Annotated in this window: 21 protein-coding genes; 12 read left to right on the top strand and 9 right to left on the bottom strand. The window is 62.5% G+C overall.

All coding sequences use genetic code 11. From position 1 onward, the window contains the following. Positions 1-2,161 (bottom strand): DUF6531 domain-containing protein (locus H0Z09_RS08750; protein WP_186689698.1); only part of this gene is annotated, 2,161 nt, incomplete at its 3' end. Positions 2,162-2,454: 293 nt separating this feature from the next. On the opposite strand from H0Z09_RS08750, the gene H0Z09_RS08745 reads away from it, so the two are divergent. Together H0Z09_RS08745 and H0Z09_RS08740 are read left to right on the top strand one after the other, a co-directional pair. Continuing rightward, on the top strand, positions 2,455-3,660 hold the full coding sequence (locus H0Z09_RS08745; protein ID WP_186689696.1) for a multidrug effflux MFS transporter: 1,206 nt from the start codon (positions 2,455-2,457) through the stop codon (positions 3,658-3,660). A 78-nt stretch (positions 3,661-3,738) separates the two neighbouring features. Continuing rightward, complete coding sequence (locus H0Z09_RS08740; RefSeq protein ID WP_186689694.1) at positions 3,739-5,670, top strand: TonB-dependent receptor; 1,932 nt, start codon at positions 3,739-3,741, stop codon at positions 5,668-5,670. 132 nt (positions 5,671-5,802) lie between these two features. On the opposite strand, the gene H0Z09_RS08735 is transcribed toward H0Z09_RS08740, so the two are convergent. Beyond that, positions 5,803-7,137 (bottom strand): ATP-binding protein, encoded by a 1,335-nt coding sequence (locus H0Z09_RS08735; protein ID WP_186689712.1) that lies wholly within the window; start codon positions 7,135-7,137, stop codon positions 5,803-5,805. Between the two features lie 20 nt (positions 7,138-7,157). After that, entirely contained in the window at positions 7,158-7,901 is a 744-nt protein-coding gene (locus H0Z09_RS08730; RefSeq protein WP_186689692.1) for a response regulator transcription factor, read from the bottom strand. 180 nt (positions 7,902-8,081) lie between these two features. Here H0Z09_RS08730 and H0Z09_RS08725 point away from each other — a divergent pair, with 180 nt between their 5' ends. The 6 genes from H0Z09_RS08725 to H0Z09_RS08700 all read left to right on the top strand — a co-directional run bounded on the left by H0Z09_RS08725 (position 8,082) and on the right by H0Z09_RS08700 (position 13,587). Continuing rightward, a complete protein-coding gene (locus H0Z09_RS08725; protein ID WP_186689690.1) occupies positions 8,082-8,948 on the top strand; it encodes a pirin family protein in 867 nt (288 codons plus the stop codon). A 166-nt stretch (positions 8,949-9,114) separates the two neighbouring features. Next, entirely contained in the window at positions 9,115-10,560 is a 1,446-nt protein-coding gene (locus H0Z09_RS08720; RefSeq protein ID WP_186689688.1) for a mechanosensitive ion channel domain-containing protein, read from the top strand. A gap of 79 nt (positions 10,561-10,639) precedes the next feature. Beyond that, positions 10,640-11,254, top strand: coding sequence for an LpxA family transferase (locus tag H0Z09_RS08715; RefSeq protein ID WP_186689686.1), 615 nt, complete (start codon positions 10,640-10,642; stop codon positions 11,252-11,254). A 90-nt stretch (positions 11,255-11,344) separates the two neighbouring features. Beyond that, entirely contained in the window at positions 11,345-11,863 is a 519-nt protein-coding gene (locus H0Z09_RS08710) for a sigma-70 family RNA polymerase sigma factor (protein ID WP_186689684.1), read from the top strand. Next, positions 11,860-12,768 carry a FecR domain-containing protein gene (locus tag H0Z09_RS08705; RefSeq protein WP_186689682.1) on the top strand — a complete coding sequence of 303 codons (909 nt, stop codon included), beginning with the start codon at positions 11,860-11,862 and terminating at the stop codon, positions 12,766-12,768. The genes H0Z09_RS08710 and H0Z09_RS08705 overlap by 4 nt, the downstream gene beginning before the upstream one ends. 603 nt (positions 12,769-13,371) lie before the next feature. Then, positions 13,372-13,587: a TOBE domain-containing protein gene (locus tag H0Z09_RS08700; RefSeq protein ID WP_076952332.1), complete on the top strand. Its 216-nt coding sequence runs from the start codon at positions 13,372-13,374 to the stop codon at positions 13,585-13,587. A 61-nt stretch (positions 13,588-13,648) separates the two neighbouring features. Here the strand turns inward: H0Z09_RS08700 and H0Z09_RS08695 are convergent, their stop codons facing one another. Then, complete coding sequence (locus tag H0Z09_RS08695) at positions 13,649-14,794, bottom strand: PatB family C-S lyase (RefSeq protein ID WP_186689680.1); 1,146 nt, start codon at positions 14,792-14,794, stop codon at positions 13,649-13,651. Between the two features lie 167 nt (positions 14,795-14,961). On the opposite strand from H0Z09_RS08695, the gene ggt reads away from it, so the two are divergent. Continuing rightward, a complete protein-coding gene (gene ggt, locus H0Z09_RS08690; RefSeq protein ID WP_186689678.1) occupies positions 14,962-16,686 on the top strand; it encodes a gamma-glutamyltransferase in 1,725 nt (574 codons plus the stop codon). 104 nt (positions 16,687-16,790) lie between these two features. Here ggt and H0Z09_RS08685 read toward each other — a convergent pair whose 3' ends face one another. From H0Z09_RS08685 to H0Z09_RS08675, 3 genes are all read right to left on the bottom strand, one after another. Next, positions 16,791-17,315 carry an AAA family ATPase gene (locus tag H0Z09_RS08685; protein WP_186689710.1) on the bottom strand — a complete coding sequence of 175 codons (525 nt, stop codon included), beginning with the start codon at positions 17,313-17,315 and terminating at the stop codon, positions 16,791-16,793. Further along, a complete protein-coding gene (gene pnuC / locus H0Z09_RS08680) occupies positions 17,312-17,875 on the bottom strand; it encodes a nicotinamide riboside transporter PnuC (protein WP_186689676.1) in 564 nt (187 codons plus the stop codon). The genes H0Z09_RS08685 and pnuC overlap by 4 nt, the downstream gene beginning before the upstream one ends. Positions 17,876-18,081: 206 nt before the next feature. Beyond that, positions 18,082-19,716 carry a methyl-accepting chemotaxis protein gene (locus tag H0Z09_RS08675; RefSeq protein ID WP_186689675.1) on the bottom strand — a complete coding sequence of 545 codons (1,635 nt, stop codon included), beginning with the start codon at positions 19,714-19,716 and terminating at the stop codon, positions 18,082-18,084. Positions 19,717-19,935: 219 nt separating this feature from the next. On the opposite strand from H0Z09_RS08675, the gene H0Z09_RS08670 reads away from it, so the two are divergent. Both H0Z09_RS08670 and H0Z09_RS08665 read left to right on the top strand, forming a co-directional pair. Then, on the top strand, positions 19,936-20,766 hold the full coding sequence (locus H0Z09_RS08670; protein ID WP_186689673.1) for an undecaprenyl-diphosphate phosphatase: 831 nt from the start codon (positions 19,936-19,938) through the stop codon (positions 20,764-20,766). Then, positions 20,763-21,146, top strand: coding sequence for a DUF1294 domain-containing protein (locus H0Z09_RS08665; RefSeq protein ID WP_076952315.1), 384 nt, complete (start codon positions 20,763-20,765; stop codon positions 21,144-21,146). The genes H0Z09_RS08670 and H0Z09_RS08665 overlap by 4 nt, the downstream gene beginning before the upstream one ends. On the opposite strand, the gene H0Z09_RS08660 is transcribed toward H0Z09_RS08665, so the two are convergent. Both H0Z09_RS08660 and H0Z09_RS08655 read right to left on the bottom strand, forming a co-directional pair. Further along, positions 21,132-21,491, bottom strand: coding sequence for an MmcQ/YjbR family DNA-binding protein (locus H0Z09_RS08660; protein WP_186689671.1), 360 nt, complete (start codon positions 21,489-21,491; stop codon positions 21,132-21,134). The genes H0Z09_RS08665 and H0Z09_RS08660 overlap by 15 nt on opposite strands. Further along, a complete protein-coding gene (locus H0Z09_RS08655) occupies positions 21,488-22,396 on the bottom strand; it encodes a LysR substrate-binding domain-containing protein (RefSeq protein WP_076952313.1) in 909 nt (302 codons plus the stop codon). The genes H0Z09_RS08660 and H0Z09_RS08655 overlap by 4 nt, the downstream gene beginning before the upstream one ends. Positions 22,397-22,522: 126 nt before the next feature. Between H0Z09_RS08655 and H0Z09_RS08650 the strand changes: the two genes are divergently transcribed. Then, positions 22,523-23,134, top strand: coding sequence for an FMN-dependent NADH-azoreductase (locus H0Z09_RS08650; protein WP_186689670.1), 612 nt, complete (start codon positions 22,523-22,525; stop codon positions 23,132-23,134). The last annotated feature ends 194 nt before the right edge of the window (positions 23,135-23,328 follow it).

The following is a 23,328-nucleotide window of genomic DNA, read 5'->3' as shown; positions in this document are numbered from 1 at the left end:
GCTGGGCACCATCCGGATCGACGCGCTGTACCAGGCGCGCCCGATCATCGTGGACATAGACTTCCTGGCTGCCATCGGCGTTAAAAACCGTAACGCTGCCGTTGTCATCCCAGACATACCGCGTGTCCATCTGCGAAAAACTCGCCCAATGCCGGACACACCGCGCCGCCTTGCCAGTCCGCTCCCACTCCCAATAGAAACTCGCCCCACCGGCCAGCCCACGCTCAAGAATGACGTGCTGCTCGTCGTACCGATAAACCTCGCTTTCGCCTACCGCATTGATCGCCGAAACCAGCCGTCCAAGGTCGTCATAGGCGTAGGAAACAACGTTCTGCTCCGTCACCCAGACAAACGGACCGTCGTCCACCGCCCGTTCAATCTGATAGTCCACCGCGACGATGCGGCCCGACGCATAGCGCAAAAACAGCGAACGCCCGACGCCGCTATCAACCCGCTCAATGCGCCCCAAGAAGTCCCGGGAAATGCGCAGCCGGTTGTCATACGCATCGCTGATTGCCGTCAGCACGCCTTCGCGAAAGTGGTAGAAACGTGACGCTTGCGCCAGTACCAACTCATCGGGCAACGATCCCAAATAGATCGCTGCTTCTGCCAGGCTATTGGTAATCGCCGGCCGAGCAACCGTCGGCAAGGGCAGGGCAGTCGACCGGTTCTCATGATCGACCCACACCACCGAATCAGCGGAAACACTCAGCCGATGCGATAAAGAATGACTCCAGCCGAACCCCAATCCACTATCGATTTCCACCGCACTGGTGCGATACAAGCGGGTCCACTCAAACGGCAAAATCCCGTCCAGCACCCCATCGGTCAGCGTCAGCAATTCCTCGCCAGTGACCATCGACACCGGGCAGCCATTGGTCACGGTCTTATCCGAAGAATCAGCCGCATCCCCCGCCGGGTTCCTAGCAACAGCAGGCACATCGTCCGCAGCCTCCTGCCGCACCAACGCCGTCCGCTGGGACTTGCCGCGCACCACCGGCACCGGATTCGAAACCAGCTGATCCCCAACCCTCAACGGCACATCCGGAATCGTCCTGATCTGCGTTGCAGGCCCACCCAATAGAATCGGCTTGGCGAGCTCGGCGTGGTCATCCACGCGAGCTTTGCCAAACTGCCCGGCCATGTGCTCCAGCCATCGGCGCGCACGTTGAGACTTGATGCCGCCCAGCACCTTCGTACTCATCCGCACCACCATGCCCATCCCGGCAGTGGCGAGGCCCAGCAACAGGTTGATCAATACTTCGGCGGTGATTTCCCCGAGTAATTCGTTCATGTACGGCGGCGGCAACATCCGCATCCAGCTGACCATTGCCGCCAGGTAGATAAACAACAGCGGCTCATCACTGAGCACCAAAAGGCCCTTGGCCAGGGTGTCCGCGCCGAGGCTCAGCAGCTTGTCCAATTCGTCCTGGGACAGGTAATGCAGCAGCTGTTCGGCATAACCCAACGGGTCGGCAAGCCACTCAAGCAACTGCTTGAGGCTGTCCCATAGCGAGTACAGCGATTCGCCGAACCCACGCGCGTAGGCCTGATGCAGCGAGAGGTAGCGCTTGAGGAAGTTGGCTTCGGCGTAACCCTTCCACAACGGTGCGAAGGTGCTGGCCCATTCGCTGCGCAGCCAACCTTCAAGCGGCGCAATAACCGACTGATAGGAGGCGTACAACGCTTTGAAATGCGCTTTGGAAACATCGGGGTAGAAACTGACACGGTAGCGCTGGTTGCGGTCGCACTCCGTGATTTCGAGAATGCCGCTTGGGCCGATGGTCTTGTGGATCGGCTCGCCCAGAGGGCCGCCGTCGGGGTCGATGCGCTGCACCATCACGGGCGTATTGCCAATGGGCACGAACCGTGAACTCTGGAACATATGCACCAGGGTCAGCGTGCCGCTTGCCGGGCACGCCGCGACGGTGCTGCTGGGGATAATCGAGCGGTTGATCGGCGCCACCAGCGCCACTTCATCCCCAACCTTGAAGACCTGTTCGATAGCCAATGCCGAAAAGCTGAAAAAACTCTCGGCCCAGGCGTCGTAGTGGTTGAGGCAGCGTTTGAAGTCGCTGAGAACGGATTCGACGTCCCGCGTCTTCGAATCCATCGTGGCCAGCACCAGGTAGCCAATGGCTTGGCCGGTTAGCTGGATCATGAAGCAGCCCCGTTAACCGGGGCACTGACACGTAAAACCATCTGCAATCCCTCGCACTGTGTATTCAGGCGAGGGACTTTGCAGCGCTTTGCGTAGGAGGGGAGTAGAGCTTATCCGGCGGCTATGTGGGACGTTTCACCAATAACGTCAGCGGGCTAAACGCCCGTGCGGATTCGGGACAAGGCACCGGCGTATGGCTGATCGGCGTCGAGCGGACGAAAAAATTATGGACATAATTTTTCACGCATATTATGGTCGAAATATACATTGATCCAGCCCCCCGGATGTTCCCCATGGCAAACGCCCCGGCCCCATCGCGCAGCTTGTTGTTTTTACTGGTGGCCCTGACGGCGCTGGGAGAGGTTTCGACCCAACTGATCATTCCCGGCCTGGGCGCGATCGAGCAGGCGCTGGCGGCGCCCGCCGGTTCCGCATTGATGGCGTTGTCGGCGTTCGTCGCAGCCTTTGGCCTGGGGCAATTGCTGTTCGGCCCGCTGTCGGACCGGATCGGTCGCCGCCCGGTGCTGATCGGCGGCCTGCTGCTGTATGTGGTGGCGACCTTGTCGATGCTGCTGGTCAATGACATTTACCAGTTCATCGCCGCCCGCGTGCTGCAGGGCCTCGGCGCCTGCGCCGCGCTGGTGCTGGCGCGCACGGTGGTGCGCGACGTGTGGAAGGCCGAAGCGGGGCCGGCCCTGGCGCTGACCATGATCGGCATGCTCTACGCCATTGTGGTGGCGCCGATGGTCGGCGGGCTGCTGATCAAACTCTTGGGTTGGCGCGCGCCGATCATCCTGGCGCTGGTGATCGGCAGCGTGGTGTTGCTGCTGGCCGTGTGGTTCTTTCGCGAGAGCAACCACTACCTCGACCCCAGGGCGGGGCATTGGCGCACACTGGGCGGGCAATACCTGGATCTGCTCAAGGGCCGCCAATACCGCGCGTTCGCCGTGGCCCTGGCGTGCACCTATGGCGCCATGTTTGCGGTAATCGCCGGTTCATCGGCGGTGTTTATCAACCTGCTGGGGTTCAGCAGCCTGGAATATGGCATCAACTTCGGCTTGATCGTGTCGATGCTGATCGTCGGCTCCACCTATACCCGGCGCAATATCATGCGCCTGGGGCCGCAGCGCATCGTATCGATGGGCGTCGCGCTGGTGGCCTGCGGTGGGGTGCTGGCGGTGGTCATCTATGCGTTGTTCGGCCTGTCGGCAGTGGGCCTGGATATTCCCATCGCCCTGGCGACCCTTGGCGGCGGCCTGGTTCTGCCCGGTTCGGTCACCGGCGGCGTGATGCCCAATGCGCACCGCGCGGGGCTGGCGGCGGGGCTGATGGGCTTTTCGCAGATGTTTGGCGCCACCTGCAGCGGCCTGGTGTTGAGCCAGCTGCGCGACGGCAGTGCTGCGCCGATGATCATCATCCAGGGGGGCTTTGCGGTGATGGCCTTTGTCGCCTTTCACCTGTTGCGCGAGCGGCGTGCGGCGTGGGTGCCTAGCGTCTGAGTTGTCACACTTTGTCCAAGTTATCCGGGGCTGGATGATTACGATTCTCTTTTGAGTCCAATCCTAAGGTCCATGTCGATGCTTACTGCTTTTCGCTTCTCACCCTTGGCCCTGCTGGTTGCGGGCAGCCTCAACGCGTCCGCCGATGAACCCCTGGCACTTAATGATGTGGTGGTGACGGCTTCCGGCTTTGCACAAAGCGTCGAGGACGCCCCGGCCTCCGTCACCGTGATCGACGGCGAAGCGCTGCGGCGCAAGTCCTACCGCGACCTTGGCGATGCGGTGCGCGACGTGGAAGGCGTGACGGTCAATGGCGGCGCGAATGAAACCGACATCTCCATCCGTGGCATGCCGGCCGACTACACCTTGATCATGGTCGACGGCAAACGCCAGAGCGCGCGCGAATCGCGGGTCAATGGCAACAGTGGCTACGAACAAAGCTTCGTGCCGCCGGCCGCCGCCATCGAGCGCATCGAGGTGGTGCGCGGGCCAATGTCTTCGCTGTACGGGTCGGATGCCATCGGCGGGGTGATCAACGTGATCACCCGCAAGGTGTCGCCGACCTGGGGCGGTTCGCTGGGGTACGACTATTCGGCACGCCAGCACAGCGACCAGGGCAACGCGCGCCAGACCCAGTTCTACCTCAGCGGCCCGCTCAAGGAAGACTTCCTGGGCTTGCAGGTGTGGGGCCGTTACCTGGATCGCCAGGCCGACGATGACATCGAACAGACCAATGGCTTCAGCCAGGCCGACCACCGCGACCTCACCGCACGCCTGGCATTCACGCCCACTATCGACCACGACATCCTGCTGGAAGCCGGTGCCACGCGCTTGAAAAACGGCGACGGCATGAGCGCCAACTGGGCCACGCGCGAGCAGGAAAACAACCGCGACCACTGGTCGCTGTCCCATCAGGGTCGTTGGGGCTGGGCCACCTCGGACGTCGCCTTGTCCCAGGAAACGTCCAGCCGCGAAGGCAAGGCCACTGCCGCACAAACCGACATCTACGGGCGCAAACCCGAGATCAAGAACACCGTGTTCGACGCCAAGCTGGTGGTACCCACTGCGCATAACGTCAGCACCGTCGGCCTGCAATGGAATGAAAGCGAGTTGACCGACTGGAACCAGGGCCTGGGCGACCGCGTCGATTATAAGTTTTCGGTCGTGCAAAAGGCCCTGTTTGCCGAGAACGAGTGGTCGATGACCGACAGTTTTGCCCTCACCACCGGCCTGCGCCTGGACGAGCACGAAAAGTACGGCGCACACCTCAGCCCACGGGTCTACGGGGTATGGCGCGCCTCCGAACAGTGGACGCTCAAAGGCGGGGTCGCCCGTGGCTTCAAGGCGCCGGAATTGCGTGCGGTCGTCGAGGACTATGCTTACCTGCGCCGCAACCGCTTCGTGATGTTTGGCAACCCGGACCTCAAGCCCGAAACCAGCACCAACTACGAAGTTTCGGCGCTGTGGAGCAACCGTGACGACCTGTCGGGCGGCGTCACGCTGTTCTACAATGACTTCCAGGACAAACTTTCCACCGTCACCACCGACCGGCGCTGGAACAGCTACACCATCATGGAGCGGGTCAACGTCGACAAAGCGATCATCCAGGGCGTGGAGCTAAATGGCCAGTGGGACATCAACCCCAGCGTGCTGCTCAAGGCCAATTACACCTACACCGATTCGGAGCAAAAAAGCGGCGCCAACAAGGGCGCGCCGCTGGCCCTCACGCCCGAACAAAAAGCCAATGTGCGCAGCGAGTGGACGATCAATGACCGCACCCAGGCTTGGGTTTCGTTGAGTTACTACGGCGAAGAAACCGGCAACACGATCACCGACGAACCGGCGCCGGGCTACACCACCGCCGACCTTGGTGGTTCGTTTGACGTGAACGATTCGCTGACCCTCAACGCCTCCTTAAACAACCTCACCGACAAGCGCCTGGACGATGAAACCTACGGCACGGTGAACTATGGGCGTACGCTATGGATGGGCGCTACGCTCAATTTTTAAAGCCTGGGTTGATCGTTCCCACGCTCCGCGTGGGAATGCCGCCTGGGACGCTCCGCGTCCCGCCGGACAACTCAGTGTGGCAGGTGACGCGGAGCGTCACGGGATGGATTACCACGCGGAGCGTGGGAACGATCAGACAAGAAAGCAGGAAAGCGCCGCAGGCAATCGCACCACCGCGCACAGGCCGGCCGGTGGGCGGTTCTCCAGCACCAGCTCACCGCCATGGGCCTGGATGCACGAGCGTGCAATCGCCAGGCCCAACCCCACGCCGCCGTCGCTGACGCCGCGCTGCACGAACGGTTCGAACACCTTGCTCAGCCAGTCCTCGGGCAAGCCCTGGCCGTGGTCGAGAATCTCGATGCGCAGCCAACCGCCGTGCTCGCGCAGCAGGTGCAGGCTGGCATCGCCGGCGTGGTGCAGGGCGTTGTCGATCAGGTTGGTCAGCGCCCGTTTGAGCGCCAACGGCCGACACGTCACCTGCAGCGGTGGCGCGCCCGCCCAGGTGACGGGCTGCTGCAAGCGCTGGTAACGCTTGGCCAGGTCATCGAGCAGCGCGCTCAGTGAAATTGTTGTGGTGTGTTCCTGCACCGCGTCGTCACGTACGAAGTTCAAGGTTTCGCGCACCATCGCGCTCAACTCGCTGAGGCTTTCGAGCATGTCATCGCGGGCCGCGCCGGGCTCCAGCAATTCGACCTGCAGGCGCAGTTCGGTGATCGGTGTATTCAAGTCATGGCTGACCGCGGCGAGCATCCGCGTGCGGCCTTCGACATGCCGGGCGAGGTGGGCCTGCATGGCATTGAAGGCGACGGTGAGTTCGCGCGCTTCCTGCGGGCCCTGTTCGGGCAGCGGGGCGATCCATTCACCACGGCTCACCCGCTCAGTGGCCTGGGCCAGTGTTTTGATCGGGCGCACCACCCGAGCGATAAAAAACATCACGATCAATAGCACCGGCAGGGTGGTGACCGGCAGGCTGTAGGCCAATACGCGGCCCCATTCATAGGCGCCGGCAGGAAACTGCACCGCGTTCAGGTAGCTGCCATTGGGCAGTGCGATGCTGCTGCGCAGGCGTAACGGTGCCCAGCTGGCGGGGCTGAACAGATGGGTGCGAGCATTGGCGCCGCTGATGCGCTCCAGTTGCACGCCGATGGCCAGCGCCTCATTCAGATGCAGTCGGCTGCGCAGTTCGTTGGCCAGCCGCTGTTCTTCGGGACGCAGCTCAAAGGGCGCCACCTCCGGCGCTGACGCTATCCAGAAACGTGCGCCAGCGCTGCCCATGGCCGCCAGCAGATGCGCGGTTTCGGCGGGCGGCAAATCGACGGCGGCGTGATGGGCAGTGCCCAGGCGTTCCAGGCTGAAGCTGCGCGACAACGGGTGGATCAGGCTGCCGGTGCGTTGCAGCACCAGCATCGCAATCGCGTTCGAGGCCAGCAGCGCCAATAACAACAACAGGCTCAACTGCCGCGCCAAGGTGCGCGGCCACAGTCTGCTCAGGGCGCGCATTCGCTGACCTCGGCGGCCAGCAGGTAACCTGCGCCCCAGATGGTGCGCAGCAGGTCCAGCGCTTCATCGCCCTGGGCCAGTTTGCGGCGCAGGCGGCTGACTTGACGATCGATGGCGCGGTCGCTCACGTCGCTGTCGGCGGCGGCGGTGAGATCGATCAGGCGTTCGCGGGGCAACAGGGTATTGGGATGGGCGAGAAAGACCTGCAGCAAACGACTTTCAGCGGTACTGAGCTGGATGGCCGGGCTGCCGTCGCGGCACAGCGTGGCGCCGATCACGCTGAAATGCCAGCCGCCGAAGCGATAGGCGCGCGCACTGCGGCTGGCTGCGGCAGGCTCGGTATGACGACCCTGGCGGCGCAGCACACTGTTGATGCGCGCCACCAGCTCGCGGGGCTCGAAGGGTTTGGTGATGTAGTCGTCGGCCCCCAGGTCCAGGCCGCGCACACGATCGGCGGCGGTGTCGCGGGCGGTCAACAGGATCACCGGCACGTTGCCGCGCCGATGTAACTGGTTGCACAGTTCAAAGCCATCGCCATCGGGCAGCAGCACGTCCAGCACCACCACGTCGAACGCCTGGGTCTTGAGCAATTGCCACATGCCGGCCGCGTCCTCGGCGGTGCGCACCTCAAAGGTGTGCCGGCGCAGGTAAGTGGCCAGGGGCTCGCGGATTTTTCGGTGGTCATCCACTACCAGCACGCGAGGCGCGGCAGGCGCAGGGGCAAATGGCATTGCGGCACTCGACAGGTTGAGCGGGAGAGGGCGGATATTACTACGAGTCATTATCATTAACGCTGCTTTTGTAAACGTGTTGTGGTCTTGCGTTCCATCAGTGGAACGATCAAGGTCATTCTTGCCCTCTAGTGCCGAATTACCCTTGGATTTAAGGTGTATGCACTTTGGAGGACCACCATGAAAAAACTCATCGGCATCTACACCAGCCCTCGTACCCACTGGGTCGGCGACGGTTTCCCGGTACGCACGTTGTTTTCCTACGACTCGATGGGCAAGCACATCAGCCCATTCCTGTTGCTGGACCACGCCGGCCCCGTAGATTTCACCCCGACCGAACAACGTCGCGGTGTCGGCCAACACCCCCATCGCGGTTTTGAAACCGTGACCATCGTCTACGACGGTGAAGTCGAACACCGCGACTCCACCGGCGCCGGCGGCAAAATCGGCCCTGGCGACGTGCAATGGATGACCGCCGCCAAAGGCATCCTCCACGAGGAGTTCCACTCCGAAGCCTTCGCCCGTAGCGGCGGGGTCATGGAAATGGTGCAACTGTGGGTCAACCTGCCGGCCAAGGACAAAATGGCCGAGGCGGGTTACCAGACCCTCGTCGACAGCGACATCCCCGTGCTGCCGCTGGCCAACGACGCCGGGCACCTGCGCCTGATCGCCGGCGAGTTTGCCGGTGCTCGCGGGCCGGCCCATACATTTACCCCCATTGATGTATGGGACTTGCGCCTCAACGCCGGCCAACCCGTGACCCTCGACCTGCACCAGGGACGCAACACCGCCCTGGTGATCCTGAGCGGAACCGTGCGGGTCAACGGCGAAGAGGTCGCCCGCCAGGGGCAACTGGCTTTGTTCGAGCGCGACGGCACCCAACTGACCCTGGCGCCCGACGAAGATGCCAAAGTGTTGCTGTTGAGTGGTGAGCCTATCGACGAGCCTATCGTCGGTCACGGGCCGTTTGTGATGAATACCGAGCAGGAGATTCATCAGGCGTTTGCCGACTTCCACTCCGGTAAGTTCGGGCAAATGCACGCCTGACGGCTCGGCACAAAACCCTGTGGGAGTTGGCTTGCCCGCGATAGCATCAGCGCGCTGTGACTGATACACCGAGGCGTGCGCAGCGCAGGCAAGCCAGCGCCCACATTTTGTTTGCAGCGTTCCCGTTTCATGCGATCTTCCCGTCATTCGCCCTGGAGTCGCCTGGATGCCCTCATTTATCGCTGATCACCCGATGCTGTGCGCCCTGGCGCTGATCTTTATTGACATCGCCGTGTGGCGCCTTATTTCCGCCGACCTCGCCAACTGGAAGCTGGCGGCGCGGTTGGTGATTTTTGCCGTATTCAGCGCCGTGCTGTTCAACGACGGCATGAACCCCATGCAGCTTGCGCCTTATGCGGACGACACGGCGCTGCACCTGGCGGCCACCGCCTTGCAGATCGGCTGGTGGCTGTTTGCGGCGCGTACGCTGACGGTGTTGCTGGGTGCGCTGATGATGCAGCGGGTCGGGCATACCGGGCGATTGCTGCAGGACCTGATGGGGGCGGTGATCTTCCTGATTGCGATCATTGCCGCCATGGCCTACGTGCTCGACCTGCCGGTCAAGGGCGTGCTCGCAACGTCCGGCGCCGTGGCGATCATCGTCGGCCTGGCGTTGCAGAGCACGCTGAGCGACGTGTTTTCCGGGATCGTGCTCAACACCACCAAGCCCTATCAACTGGATGACTGGATTTCCATCGACGGCACCGAAGGCCGGGTGACCGATATCGACTGGCGCGCCACGCGCCTGCAAACCTCCCAGGGCAGCATGGCGGTGATCCCCAATTCGCTGGCGGCCAAGGCCAAGATCATCAATTTCTCGCGCCCGGCGGATATGTTCGGCTTGGCGGTGAGCGTGCAGGTCAGCCCCCATGCACGTCCGCAAACGGTGATCGAGGCGCTGGAGCGGGCCATGCAAGGTTGCCGGCCGCTGCTGAGCAAGCCCGCGCCGAGCGTGGCGTTCAAGACCTCCGCCAGTGGCGGTGTCGAATACGAGATCAGCGGGTTCGTTCCAGCAATGCCGCTCAAGCGCGAAGTCCGCAACCAACTGTATGACCTGGCCTTCCGGCACCTGCAGGCGGCGGGCGTGAGTCTGTTATCGGCCGCCGAAAACGCTACCCCGACGCAAACGTCACGGGCGCGGGCGCTGTTGGATAATTCGACGATTTTCTCCACCTTGCGGCAGGAGGAAAAAGACACCTTCAGCCAGAACATGACCCTGCACACCTACCGTGCCGGCGAGATGATTTTGCCGGCGGGAGAGGTCAGCGATCATTTGTTCATTGTGGAGTCCGGCGTGGTCTCGGTGATGCTGACCAAGGGCGGGCACACATTCGAAGCAGGGCGCATGGGGCCGGGCGAGGTGATCGGCGAGGCGGGCATCCTGACCGACCAGGCCGCGCTGGCGGACTTTTGCGCCAAGACACTCTGCACCCTGTACCGCATCGAGAAGGAATACTTGACCCCCTGCCTGGATGCGCGCCACGACATCGGCGATGCGATGAAAACCTTGCTGGACTTCCGCCTGCACGCCGCGCAGGCCCTGACCGAAGAGGCGCCCGTGGTGCCGGTGAAGAAGGGTTTCCTGCAGTGGTTGCGCAAGCGTGGCCTGTGAGCACGGCAAGGCTGAATTGGGCAGGCGCGTAGGCACATGCTAGCGTTTAAGGCTTCTTTGCTCGCAGGAGGCGTTGACCTTGATCCGACTCACCGACTACATCGCCCATTTTTCCCAATCCCCGCTCGCCCCGTGGGCTCACCTCGCCCCCTGGGTGCTGGTGACGCAGGCCCCGGTCGTAGTGCGCCAACTGCTGGCCGAACTGCCCGCCGACGAATACCTCATAAAGGATGAAATTGCCATTCATCGCACCGCCACCGTAGAAGCCGGCGCCTTGCTCAAGCCGCCCCTGATTGTCGGCGCTCACTGTTTTATCGCCAGCGGAGCGTTGCTGCGGGGTGGTTGCTGGCTGGATGAGCATTGCATCATCGGCCCCGGTGCAGAGCTGAAAACCTCCTTTGTGTTCAGCGGCAGCAAGCTCGCCCATTTCAATTTTGTCGGCGATTCGGTGTTGGGGCAGGGCGTCAATCTGGAGGCGGGCAGCATCGTCGCCAATTATCGCAACGAGCGCGACGACAAAGACGTGCAAGTGCGCGTCGACGGGACCTTGCAGCGCACTGGTTGCGACAAGTTCGGCGCGTTGCTGGGTAACGGCTGCCGGATCGGCGCCAATGCGGTACTGGCGCCGGGTGCGCTGCTCAAGCCTGGCAGCGTGGTTGGGCGTGGGCAGGTGTTTGATGCGGAGAGCGACTAGAAGTCGGCGATAAATTCATGGTGTGTCGGCACGATATTAAATAGAATGAATCTCATTTGAGACTCACTCGCGCCGCGCAGGTCGCTTGCCATGAATGATGCTGTTGTCCCGTCCCACGTCCCCGAACTGACGTTGGCCAGCCTGTACCGCGACCATCGCAGCTGGCTCGAAAGCTGGTTGCGCCGGCGCCTGGGCAATGCCTGGGATGCCGCCGACCTGAGCCAGGATACGTTCCTGCGTGTACTCGCCAGCGCGCAGCCGATTGCGCAGATGCAGGAGCCGCGGGCGTATCTGGTGACGGTGGGCAAGCGCCTGCTGGTGAATTTCCATCAGCGGCGCAGCCTCGAACAGGCCTACCTGAATGCCTTGGCAAACCTGCCGGAAGCCTGTGTGCCGTCGCCCGAACAGCGCTGGCTGGTGCTGGAGACCCTGCAAGCCCTGGATGAACTGCTCGATGGCTTGCCAGCGCTGGTGCGCCGCGCGTTTCTCTGGAGCCAATTGGAAGGGCTGGGCTATCGGCAGATCGCCGAACGCCTGGACGTGTCCGAACGCACGGTCAAACGCTACATGGCCCAAGCCTACGAACATTGCCTGCTGGTGGACCTGTGAGCCGTGACGTCGCCCGCGCCGCCGCCCAGTGGCTGGCGCTGCTTGAATCCGGCGCGGCCACCGAGCGTGATCATGCCGCGCTGCAACACTGGCGTGACAGCCACCCGCAACACGAACAGACCTGGCAGAAAGCCCAAACCCTGCGCCAACGTTTCAGTGACTTGCCCCAGGCCCTGGCAATGGCCAGCCTCGACCGCCCGCAGCCGGGGCGCCGCGCCGTGCTCAAGGGGGCCTTGGGTCTCGCGGCATTGGTGCCGACCGCCTGGTTGATCAGCCGTCAGTTGCCCATCGAGGCATGGCGCGCCGACCTGCACACCGCGACCGGCGAGCGCAAACGCGTGCTGTTGGACGACGGCGGCAGCCTGCAACTTAATACCGCGACGGCGGTGGACGTGGACCTGGCGCAGCGGCGCATCACGTTGCTGGACGGCGAATTGGCGCTTGATGTGCCTGGTGCAGCGCCGATGACTGTCCAGACCCGCTACGGCGAGTTGAAGGTCAGCCAGGCGCAGGTGTGTGTAAGGCAACTGGCCGCGGGTTGCCTGGTGTCTGTGCTCCAGGGCTCGGTGCAGGTGCGCGATCTGAGCGGGCGAATGGCGACCTTGCAAGGGGGACAGCAAGCGCGGTTGAAAACTGGCGGGCTGGGCGCCTGGACACCGTTCGATGCGCTGCAACTGGGCTGGCGCGATGGCGTACTCACTGCGCAGAACCAACCGCTGGGCGATTTCCTGCGGGAGCTGCAACGCTATCGGCCGGGCGTTCTGCGCTGGGAGCCCAGCCTGGAAGCGCTGCGGGTTACCGGAAGTTTTCGCTTGGACGACACCGATCGCATTCTCGACTTGCTGGCCTCAAGCCTGGGGTTCCGTGTACAGGCGCGTACCCGGTATTGGGTGACACTTTCCTGAGGTGCCCAAGATCAAAATGTGGGAGCGAGCAAGCCCGCGAATGCGGCCTGTAGTGAGCGGGCTTGCTCCGCGCTGGGTGGCGAAGCCGCCCCAGACCAGGCGACTCGGTTCTACCTGGAGGTCGGCGGGTGTCTTTATTGGGGCCGCTTCGCAGCCCAGCGCGGGGCAAGCCCGCTCACTACACACTGCATTCGCGGGCTTGCCCTAATGCCGGTCAGTTAAGCGAACGCAATGCTTAAAGTAACGAAGATCAAATGTGGGAGCGGGCTTGCTCGCGAAGACGTCGGCCCAGCAAACATTGATGTTGACTGACCCACCGCTTTCGCGAGCAAGCCCGCTCCCACACTGATCCTGCCTTGGTTTGAAAATGTATTCGTGCTTTCAAATAACGTGGGCACGTTGCAGCTCGGTCAAGGCCAGCAAACCCACGGCGAGTTTCTGGCGAATACTGCTGGGCCGGTCTGTCGGTGGAGCAATAGCAGCTATATATCTAAATCATATAAATAAAGAGTTATATATTCCTTTTGATGTCGTCTTCGATAGCGCATTTTGAAGGCCTGCGCATTCGTGCGGATTGACCCAACAGCCAAAAGGAAAGCCGACATGACCATTAAAGCGATCAACGTGCGCAACCAGTTCAAGGGCGTGATCAAAGAGATCCTGCTGGGAGAAGTGGTGTCAGAAATCGACGTGCAAACCGCGTCCGGTATCGTCACGTCTGTGATCACCACCCGCTCGGTGCGTGACCTGGAATTGAAGATCGGCAGTGAAGTGATTGCTTTTGTGAAGTCGACCGAAGTGTCCATCGCCAAGTTGTGAATACCCTCTAACTGTGGGAGCCAGCTCCCACATTGATAGAGGTGCAACTGTCAGGCCGCCATCAAGCCTGGCGCAGCGCGCGCTCCATGCGCTGCAACCCTTCTTCGAGCATCGACCGCGGGCAGCCAAAGTTCAGGCGCACGAACTGCTGGCTGTCATCGCCGAACTCGAGACCGGCGCTCAACCCGACCTTGGCCTGTTCCAGGAAGAACTGCTGCGGGTCGGCAAGATCCAGGGCGCTACAATCCAGCCAGGCCAGGTAGGTGCCTTGCGGGGCATGCATGACCACGCCAGGGAGGCGGGTTTGCACGGCATCGAGCAGGTAGTCGCGGTTGGCTTGCAGGTACGCCTTCAACGCCTCCAGCCATTCGCCGCATTCGCTGTACGCTGCGCGGGTGGCTTCCAGGCCCAGGGGGCTGACGCTGTCGACCATGCCGCAACGGGCCGCGTTGAAGCGCTCGCGGATCTCGGCGTTCTGCACCACCGCAAAGCAGGTCTTCAGGCCGGCCACGTTATAGGCCTTGCTCGCCGACATCAGGGTAATGGTGCGCTGGGCGATCTCCTCGCTGAGGCTGGCCGTGGGGATGTGGCGGCGGCCGTCGAAGCACAGCTCGGCGTGGATCTCATCGGAGATGATCAGCGCGCCGTGTTCCAGGCAGGCACTGGCCACCGCCAGCAGTTCTTCGCGGGGGAAGACCTTGCCGATGGGATTGTGCGGGTTGCTCAACAGCAGCGCGCCCGCGCCAGCCAGCGCCTGGCGCAGGGCCGGCAGCGGCGTGAGGTATTCGCCGTTGCTCAACTGGAACGGTACTTCAATGCGCGGCAGGTTCCAGTTTCCCGGCGCCAGGCGGATCGGCCGGTAGTTGGGCGTCTGCAGCACTACCGGTTGGCCCGGCTGTACAAACGCGTGCAGCGCCATGTTGAAACCCGGCTCGACGCCCGGCAGGAACAGCAGCTCATCCGGCTGCACACGCCAGGCGTACTTGGCCCACAGGTCGGCGACAATCGCCTCACGCACATCCGCGCCGGCGACGCTGTAGCCGAGGACCTGCTGGTCGAGGCGCCCGTGCAAGGCCTGGAGCACGGCGGGCGGCGCGGCGATGTCCATGTCGGCGATCCACATGGGCAAGACGTCCTGCGGGTAGCGGTTCCACTTGGTGCTGCCGGTGCCGAAGCGCGAGTGGATCGTGTCGAAATCAAAGCTCATGGGGGACTCGTATCAGGGAAGCGGATGAACAATGGCGCGGAATATAACATGGGCTTTTTCGGCGCCGTTCCATGACCGACAGGTTCTGTAATAAAAACGCCATTGCACTGGGGATTGGATTCGCAACGGGCTATTTTGGTGCATCTCAATAACTAGAGTAGCCATGGATGAAATACCAACCCTTCAGCCGTACCTTGATTGCCACAGCCCTGGTGTTGACGGTCAGTGGTGTGCAAGCCGCTTCCCAGGCCCCGGTGGCCGGTGAAAACGGCATGGTGGTGACGGCCCAGCATCTGGCCACTCATGTGGGCGTCGATGTGCTCAAGGCCGGCGGCAATGCCGTTGATGCGGCGGTGGCCGTGGGTTATGCGCTGGCGGTGGTGTACCCGGCGGCGGGTAACCTGGGCGGCGGCGGTTTCATGACCGTGCAGTTGGCGGACGGGCGCAAGACTTTCCTCGACTTCCGCGAAAAAGCGCCGCTGGCCGCCACCGCCAATATGTATTTGGACAAGGATGGCAACGTCGTCGAAGGCCTCAGCGCCAAGGGCCACCTGGCCGTCGGCGTGCCAGGCACTGTGTCGGGGATGGAACTGGCCTTGAGTAAATACGGCACGCTCAAGCGCGCCCAGGTCATCGCCCCGGCCATCAAGCTTGCGGAAAACGGCTTCGCCCTGGAGCAGGGTGATATCGACCTGCTGCACACCGCCACTGGTGAGTTCGAGAAAGACAAGGACATGCGCGGGATCTTCCTGCACAACGGCCAACCGATGCAGGTCGGCCAGAAGCTGGTGCAGAAGGACTTGGCCAGGACCCTCAAGGAAATCTCGGCCAAGGGCAGCGACGGCTTCTATAAAGGGTGGGTCGCCAAGGCCCTGGTGGATTCCAGCCAGGCCGGCAAAGGCATCATTACCCAGGCTGACCTGGACAAGTACAAGACCCGCGAGCTGGCGCCCATCGAATGCGACTACCGTGGCTACCACGTGGTTTCGGCGCCACCACCGAGCTCGGGCGGTGTGGTGATCTGCCAGATCATGAATATCCTTGAAGGCTACCCGATGGCCGACCTGGGCTATCATTCGGCCCAAGGCCTGCACTACCAGATCGAAGCGATGCGCCACGCCTATGTGGACCGTAACAGCTACCTCGGCGATCCGGATTTCGTGAAAAACCCGATCGAGCACCTGCTGGACAAAAACTACGCGGCGAAACTGCGTGACGCCATCGACCCGAAAAAAGCCGGTGACTCCCAGGCGATCAAGCCCGGTGTGTCGCCCCATGAAGGCAACAACACCACCCACTATTCCATCGTCGACAAGTGGGGTAACGCGGTCTCGGTCACCTACACCCTCAACGACTGGTTCGGCGCCGGCGTGATGGCGAGCAAGACCGGCGTGATCCTCAACGATGAAATGGACGATTTCACCGTCAAGGTCGGCGTGCCGAACATGTATGGCCTGGTGCAGGGTGAAGCCAACGCCATTGCGCCGGGCAAGGCGCCACTGTCGTCGATGAGCCCGACCATCGTGACCAAGGATGGCAAGGCCGTGATGGTCGTCGGTACGCCCGGTGGCAGCCGGATTATCACCGCGACCTTGCTGACCATCCTGAATGTGATCGACTACAAGATGAACATCCAGGAAGCGGTGGACGCGCCGCGTTTCCACCAGCAATGGATGCCGGACACCACGAACCTTGAGACCTTCGCGGTCAGCCCGGACACCCAGAAGATCCTGGAAAGCTGGGGCCACAAGTTTGCGGGTCCCCAGGATGCCAACCACCTGGCGGCGATCCTGGTGGGCGCGCCTTCGCTGGGTGGCAAGCCGGTGGGTAACAACCGCTTCTATGGCGCGAATGACCCGCGTCGCAATACCGGCCTGTCGCTGGGCTACTAACCCCTGTGGGAGCGGGCTTGCTCGCGAATACGGTCTGTCAAATAAAGATGTGCTAGCTGACCCACCGTATTCGCGAGCAAGCCCGCTCCCACAGTAGATCCGTGTTATGGCTCAAGTAATTGTTTCACCGCTGTAAATGCTGCAGCTCTGCGTTCTTCCCAATCCCCACCAATCACCACTACCGGCTGCCGGTGCCGCTGCAGCCACGCCAGGCTGTCCTGGAAGAACGCGCGGCGGTCGGCCAGTTCGGGTTGGCAGCGTTGCCCGTCGGCCGTCCACTCCACATCTTCCGGCGACAACAACAGGTGCATGTCGTACTGCCGCGCCAGCAGTTCGCTGTCGAGCCACGCGGGGCAGTCGCCGAACAGGGTCTGGCTCCAGAGTTTGTTGGCCAGCAGATGCGTGTCGAGGATCAACAAGTCGGGGCGCGTGGCGCGGGCCTCGTCTTCCCAGGCCAGTTGGCCACGGGCGATGGCGGGGATGTCGGCCAGGGTGGTGTCACGTTGATGATGATCGATGAAATGACGCACGTATTCACCGACCATCAACCCGCCGAAGTGTGCTTGCAACTGCGCCGCCAGCCAGCTTTTACCGCTGGATTCGGGGCCGGCCAGTACCACCACCTTCATGCCTGCAACGCCGGGTCGGCGCGCCATTCACGCCAGCCTTGCACGGCGATCACGGTGAACAGCGCGTAGAGCGCGGCGGTGAGGTAGAGGCCTTTGTAGAGGAACAGGCCGACGAAAATCACGTCCACGGCAATCCACAACGGCCAGCATTGCACGCGCTTCTGCGCCATCCACATTTGCGCCACCAGGCTGAAGCCGGTGAGGGCGGCGTCGAGCCAGGGCTGGGCGGCATCCGTCCAGTGGGCCATGGCGGCGCCGAGCAACAGGCTGCCCAGGGCGCCCGCCGCCAGGCTGGCAATGATCGCCGGCACGCCGAGGCTGGTGACCTCGCGCCCTCGCCTGACGGCACCGGCACGGGTCCATTGCCACCAACCGTAGAGTTGCAGCGCGGCGTACACCACTTGCAGCAACATGTCGGAATAGAGTTTCACGTCGAAGAACACCCAGGTGTAGAGCAGCACCATCACCAGGCCGATGGGCCAGCACCAGGGGTTCTGTTTGACGGTCAGCCACACGGCGATCACCCCCAGGGCAGCGGCGAAGAGTTCAAGCCCGGACATGGTGGTTCCTCGGGACGGTGGGAGAGGGCGCAGATTGTAACCAAAGAAACGTGGAGGTAGGAATTGGCTCTTGTAGTGAGCGGGCTTGCCCCGCGCCGGGCTGCGTAGCGGCCCCCATAAAAACACCGCGTTCTGTCTGGCAGAGCGCGGTGTCTGGTTTTAGGGCGGCTTCGCCCCCCAGCGCGGGACAAGCCCGCTCACTACAGTCACACTTTGAACTGGCGCAGCAGCCCATCGAGCTGTTCGCTCAGGCCGCGCAACTGCGCGCTGGCCACGCTCGACTGCTCCGCCGCCAACGCCGTGCTGTGGGACAGACTGGCAGCCTGGGTGACGTTCTGGTTGATGTCTTCCACCACGTGGGCCTGCTGCAGGGTGGCGCTGGCAATCGAGGCGTTGAGGCCATTGAGATTGCGCAAGGCCTGGCCGATGGCGGTGAGGCTGGCCCCGGCCTGGCCGGCCTGTTCGATGGTCAGTTGCGATGCGCTGTGGCTGTCGCTGATCACCTTGACCGCCGCTTCCGAGTGACCTTGCAGGCGTTCGATCATGCCCTGGATCTCGGCGGTGGACTTTTGCGTGCGCTGGGCCAGCAGCCGTACTTCATCGGCGACCACGGCAAAGCCACGGCCTTGTTCGCCGGCGCGTGCCGCTTCAATCGCCGCATTGAGGGCCAGCAGGTTGGTCTGGTCGGCAATGGAGCGAATGACTTCAAGCACACTGCCTATCTGGGTACTTTCAGCGGACAGGGTACGGATCACGTCCACCGCATTGCTGATGGTGCCGGAAAGCTGGTCGATCTGCTGCAGGCTGCCGTCGATATTGACCTGGCCCTGTTGCGCCTGGGCCTGGGCATCACGCATTTCGCTGGCGGCGTGTTCGGCGTTCTTGGCCACGTCCTGCACGCCGTAGGTAACTTCGTTGATCGCGGTCGCCACCAGTTCCATCTGCTGGGACTGCTGCTGGCTGCGGTCGTGGGCCTGGGTCGCGTTGTTGCCCAGCTCCTGTGACGACTGGCCCAGGGCGTTGGCGCAGACCTGCAACTGGCCGACCACCTGGCGCAGCTTGGCGGTGAAGCTGTTGAAGTGTTGCGACAGTTGGGTGACTTCGTCCTGGCCGTGGGTGTCGAGGCTGCGGGTCAGGTCGCTTTCGCCGCTGGCGATATTGCCCATGGCGTTCACCGCAGCCTGCAACGGCCGCACGATACTGCGGGCGATCAGCGACACCAGCAAGCCCATCGCCAGTGCGATACCCAGGCCGATAAACGAGGCTTTCCACACCTGCGCGCTGAACTCGGCCTGCACATCGTCCACGTACACGCCGGAACCGATGATCCAGCCCCACGGCTCGAACAAGTGGATATACGAGGTTTTCGCCACTGGCGCGTCGGCACCCGGTTTCGGCCAGCGGTAGTTGACGATGCCGGCGCCCTTGGCCTTGGCCAGGTTCACGAACTCGTTGAACACCGCAAAGCCGTCGGGGTCGCGGATCGCCGAAAGGTTCTGGCCGTCGAGCTTGGGGTTGGCCGGATGCATGATCATCACGGGCGTGAGGTCGTTGATCCAGAAATAATCGTCATGATCGTAGCGCAAGCCACGCACCGCGCTCAGGGCTTGTTTCTGCGCGGCGTCGCGGGTCAGCACGCCGGTGGTTTCCAGGCCGTGATAAAACGTCAGGATCCCGCTGGCGGTCTCGACTACGTACTGGGTCTGGTGGCGCTTGGCCTGGTACAGGTCCTCATGGATCTGCTTGAGCATCAGCAAACCCAGGGCCAGCAGCATCAGCACGGCGACTATCAGGATCAGCCAGAGGCGCCGGCTGATCGACATATTGCGCAAACTGTTCATCGTCCTGTCACTCCGTGCTTTTTATAATTGTGGGCGCTGCATCGACTTTTCCGCCTTGTCTGATAGGCTTTCGGCCCGTATTCGGAAAACCTGAGTACTGTCTGATTTTTCACAAGATTTTTGCCGGTCAGGGTTGCTACCCAACACCATGTCTTGTCGTCAGTGAACCATTAAAAAGATCAACGAGGCTTGCCGTGGAGCAAGACCTTAGGGGGAAGCATGGATTTTTGGACCGCCATTCAGGCAGTGATTCTGGGCATTGTGGAGGGGCTTACCGAGTTCCTGCCGATTTCCAGCACCGGCCACCAGATCATCGTCGCCGATTTGCTCGACTTTTCCGGCGACCGCTTCAACGCGTTCAATATCATCATCCAGCTGGGCGCCATCCTGGCGGTGGTGTGGGAGTTTCGCGGCAAGATTTTCGAAGTGGTCAAGGGCCTGCCGACCCAGCGCAAGGCCCAGCGATTCACCGCCAACCTGCTGATCGCCTTTATGCCGGCGGTGGTGCTGGGGGTGATTTTCGCCGACGTGATTCACCACTATCTGTTCAACCCGATTACCGTCGCCACCGCCCTGGTCGTGGGCGGCGTGATCATGTTGTGGGCCGAGCGGCGCGTGCATGAAGTACACGCCGAAACCGTCGATGACATCACCTGGAAAGACGCGCTCAAGGTCGGCCTGGCCCAGTGCCTGGCAATGATTCCGGGCACCTCGCGTTCGGGCTCGACCATTATCGGCGGCCTGTTGTTCGGGCTGTCACGCAAGACGGCCACCGAGTTCTCGTTTTTCCTGGCGATGCCAACCATGGTCGGCGCGGCGGTGTATTCGGGCTACAAGTACCGTGACCTGTTCCAGCCGGCGGACCTGCCGGTGTTCATCATCGGCTTTGTGACCTCGTTCATCTTCGCAATGATTGCAGTCAAGGGCTTGCTCAAGTTCATCGCCAGCCACAGTTACGCCGCGTTTGCCTGGTACCGCATTGCGTTTGGCCTGCTGATTTTGGCGACGTGGCAGTTCGGCTGGATCGACTGGGCGGCCGCCAAGGCATGACGATCCAGCACCCGCGCCTCAAAGCGCTGATCTTTGTGCTGCTGTGCGCGGCGCCGTTGGTGGGGGCGGTGTTGGTGTGGCAACGCGGCGAAACGCTGATCCCGCTGGCGGCCTATGGGGTGGTCAGCCTGGTCGCGTTCTTCCTTTACTGGAGCGACAAGCGCAAGGCCCGCACCGACAGTTGGCGCACTCCGGAAAACATCCTGCACGCCGTGGAACTGGCGGGCGGCTGGCCTGGGGCGTTGATTGCCCAGCAGGTGTTCCGGCACAAGACACGCAAGGTGTCTTACCAAGTGCTGTTCTGGGTGATCGTGTTGCTGCACCAGGTGTTCTGGCTCGACCAGTTGTTCCTGGGCGGCACCTTGTTATCCGTGCTCTAGCAATAACCCGATCTGCGTGCGCTTGGGCAGTTTGCTCACCACCAGCTGGTGCGAGCGCTGCAACAAGCCACGCAGTTCCTCGGCGCCCAGCGGGTAAGGCGTGTTCATGATGATCCATTGCGCGCGGGCCAGGTACGGCGCGGGGTGGATGCCCGGCCGGTCGACGTGGCCGAGGAACAGGTCCTTGTCGACCTTGAACGCCAGCGAGTCACCCCGCAGGTTTTGCAGGGCGAACATTTTGTTGCCGGCAATCGAGAACACTCGCACGCCGCCCCATTTGTAGTCCTCCCGCGCGCCGGGCAGGCTCAGGCAGAAAGTGGCGACTTGCGCTTCGCTCATGCTCATAACTGGCGGTCTCCGCAGCTTTTGAAGCCTTCTTCCAGGTAGTCGATCCAGGCGCGAATCGCCGGCAACACACCGCGTCGATGCGGGTACACCGCCTGCAGCCAGCCGCCCGGCAATGACCACTCGGGCAGCAGTTGCACCAGACGGCCGCTGGCCAATTCCTCTTCGCAATACATCATCGGCAGCACTGTAAAGCCCAGGCCCATGATCGCGCTGGCCTTGCGTACGATGAAATCGTCGATGCCCAGGCGGGCCTCCATCGCCAGGTCATGGGAGTTGCCTTGCGGGTCGAGCAGGCGCACGTGGACCATGCGGTCGGCTTCCAGCGCGCCGAGGATCGGCAATTGCTTGAGGTCGTCGAGGCTGTCGATGCGGCGACCGCGCATGAATTCGGGGCTGGCGACCAGCGCGGTCTGGGCCTGGCGCAGGCGTTTGGTCACCAGCAGCGGGTCTTCATCGCCCAGCTCACGCACCCGCAGCGCTACGTCGATCCCTTCGGCGACCAGGTCCACGCGGCGATTGACCAAGGTCATTTCCAGCTGCACCAGCGGGTGTGCCGCCAGAAACCCGGCCACCAGCTCCGGCAGGATGTGCTGCGCCATGCCCACCGGGCAACTCACGCGCAGTCTTCCACGAGGCTCGCTGGACATGCTTGCCACGGCTTCATCGGCCATTTCCGCCTCCAGCAGCATGGCCTGGCAATGGCGCAGGTAGCGCTCGCCCACGGCGGTGAGCGTCAACTGGCGGGTGGTGCGTTGCAGCAGGCGCGCGCCCAGGCGTTCTTCCAGCTCGGCGATGCGCCGCGACAGCCGCGACTTGGGAATCCCCAGCAGCCGCCCGGCCGCCGCGAAGCCACCGGCTTCGACGACTTTGGCGAAATAGTAGAGGTCGTTGAGGTCTTGCATGCTGGGCCTATTGTCCTGTGTGTGGGACAAACTATCGCATTACAGCCAGCTTATCGACCATTGGTTTCATGCGTAGCATCACCACCATCTGATCGCCACTGGCGATCCCACCTCGGAGACCTGCTCATGAAACTGTTGCACATCGATTCCAGCATCCTCGGCGACAACTCGGCTTCCCGTCAGCTCAGCGCCGGCGTGGTCAAGGCCTGGCAAGCGGCGCAGCCGGGCGTGGAAGTGACCTACCGTGACCTCGCCAGCGAAGGCATCAACCACTTTTCCGGCGCGACCCTGGGCGCGTTGGGCACCGCTGCGGAGTTGCGTGACGCCGCGCAACAGCATGAGGCCGACCTGAGCGCATCGTCGCTGGCCGAGTTCCTCGCCGCCGACGCCATCGTCGTGGGTGCGCCGATGTACAACTTCACCATCCCGACCCAGCTCAAAGCCTGGATCGATCGCATCGCCGTGGCCGGCCAGACCTTTCGCTACACCGAAGCCGGCCCGGAAGGCCTGTGCGGCAACAAGAAGGTCATCATCGTCTCCACTTCCGGCGGCCTGCATGCCGGGCAAGCATCCGGTGCCGCCCATGAAGGCTACCTGAAACTGCTGTTCGGCTTCCTCGGCATCACCGATATCGAAATCGTGCGCGCCGAAGGCCTGGCCTACGGTGACGAAGTGCGCAGCAAATCCTTGAGCGACGCCAACGCACTGATCAACGACCAATTGTTCGCCGCCGCGTAAGGCTTGTGTAAATTCAGCCCTCCCTCGGTTTCAATCTGAAGCCGGGCGCCTAAACTCTGTATCCTGCTCGCTGAACGCGAGCGGCGTACGGAGTTTTTTCGTTTGCTCGCGGTCTTGTTTAATGTGGCCCAGGTTGTGCAAGCATGGGTGTGCACCTGGGGTTTTTCTTTCGATTGGTCGGTTATCACGCAGCA

Source organism: Pseudomonas sp. SWRI18 (assembly GCF_014268345.1).
In the GTDB taxonomy this organism is placed as follows: Bacteria; Pseudomonadota; Gammaproteobacteria; order Pseudomonadales; family Pseudomonadaceae; genus Aquipseudomonas; species Aquipseudomonas cedrina.
The sequence above is the reverse complement of the archived record's forward strand: the minus strand, read 5'-3'. Positions and strand labels throughout refer to the sequence as shown.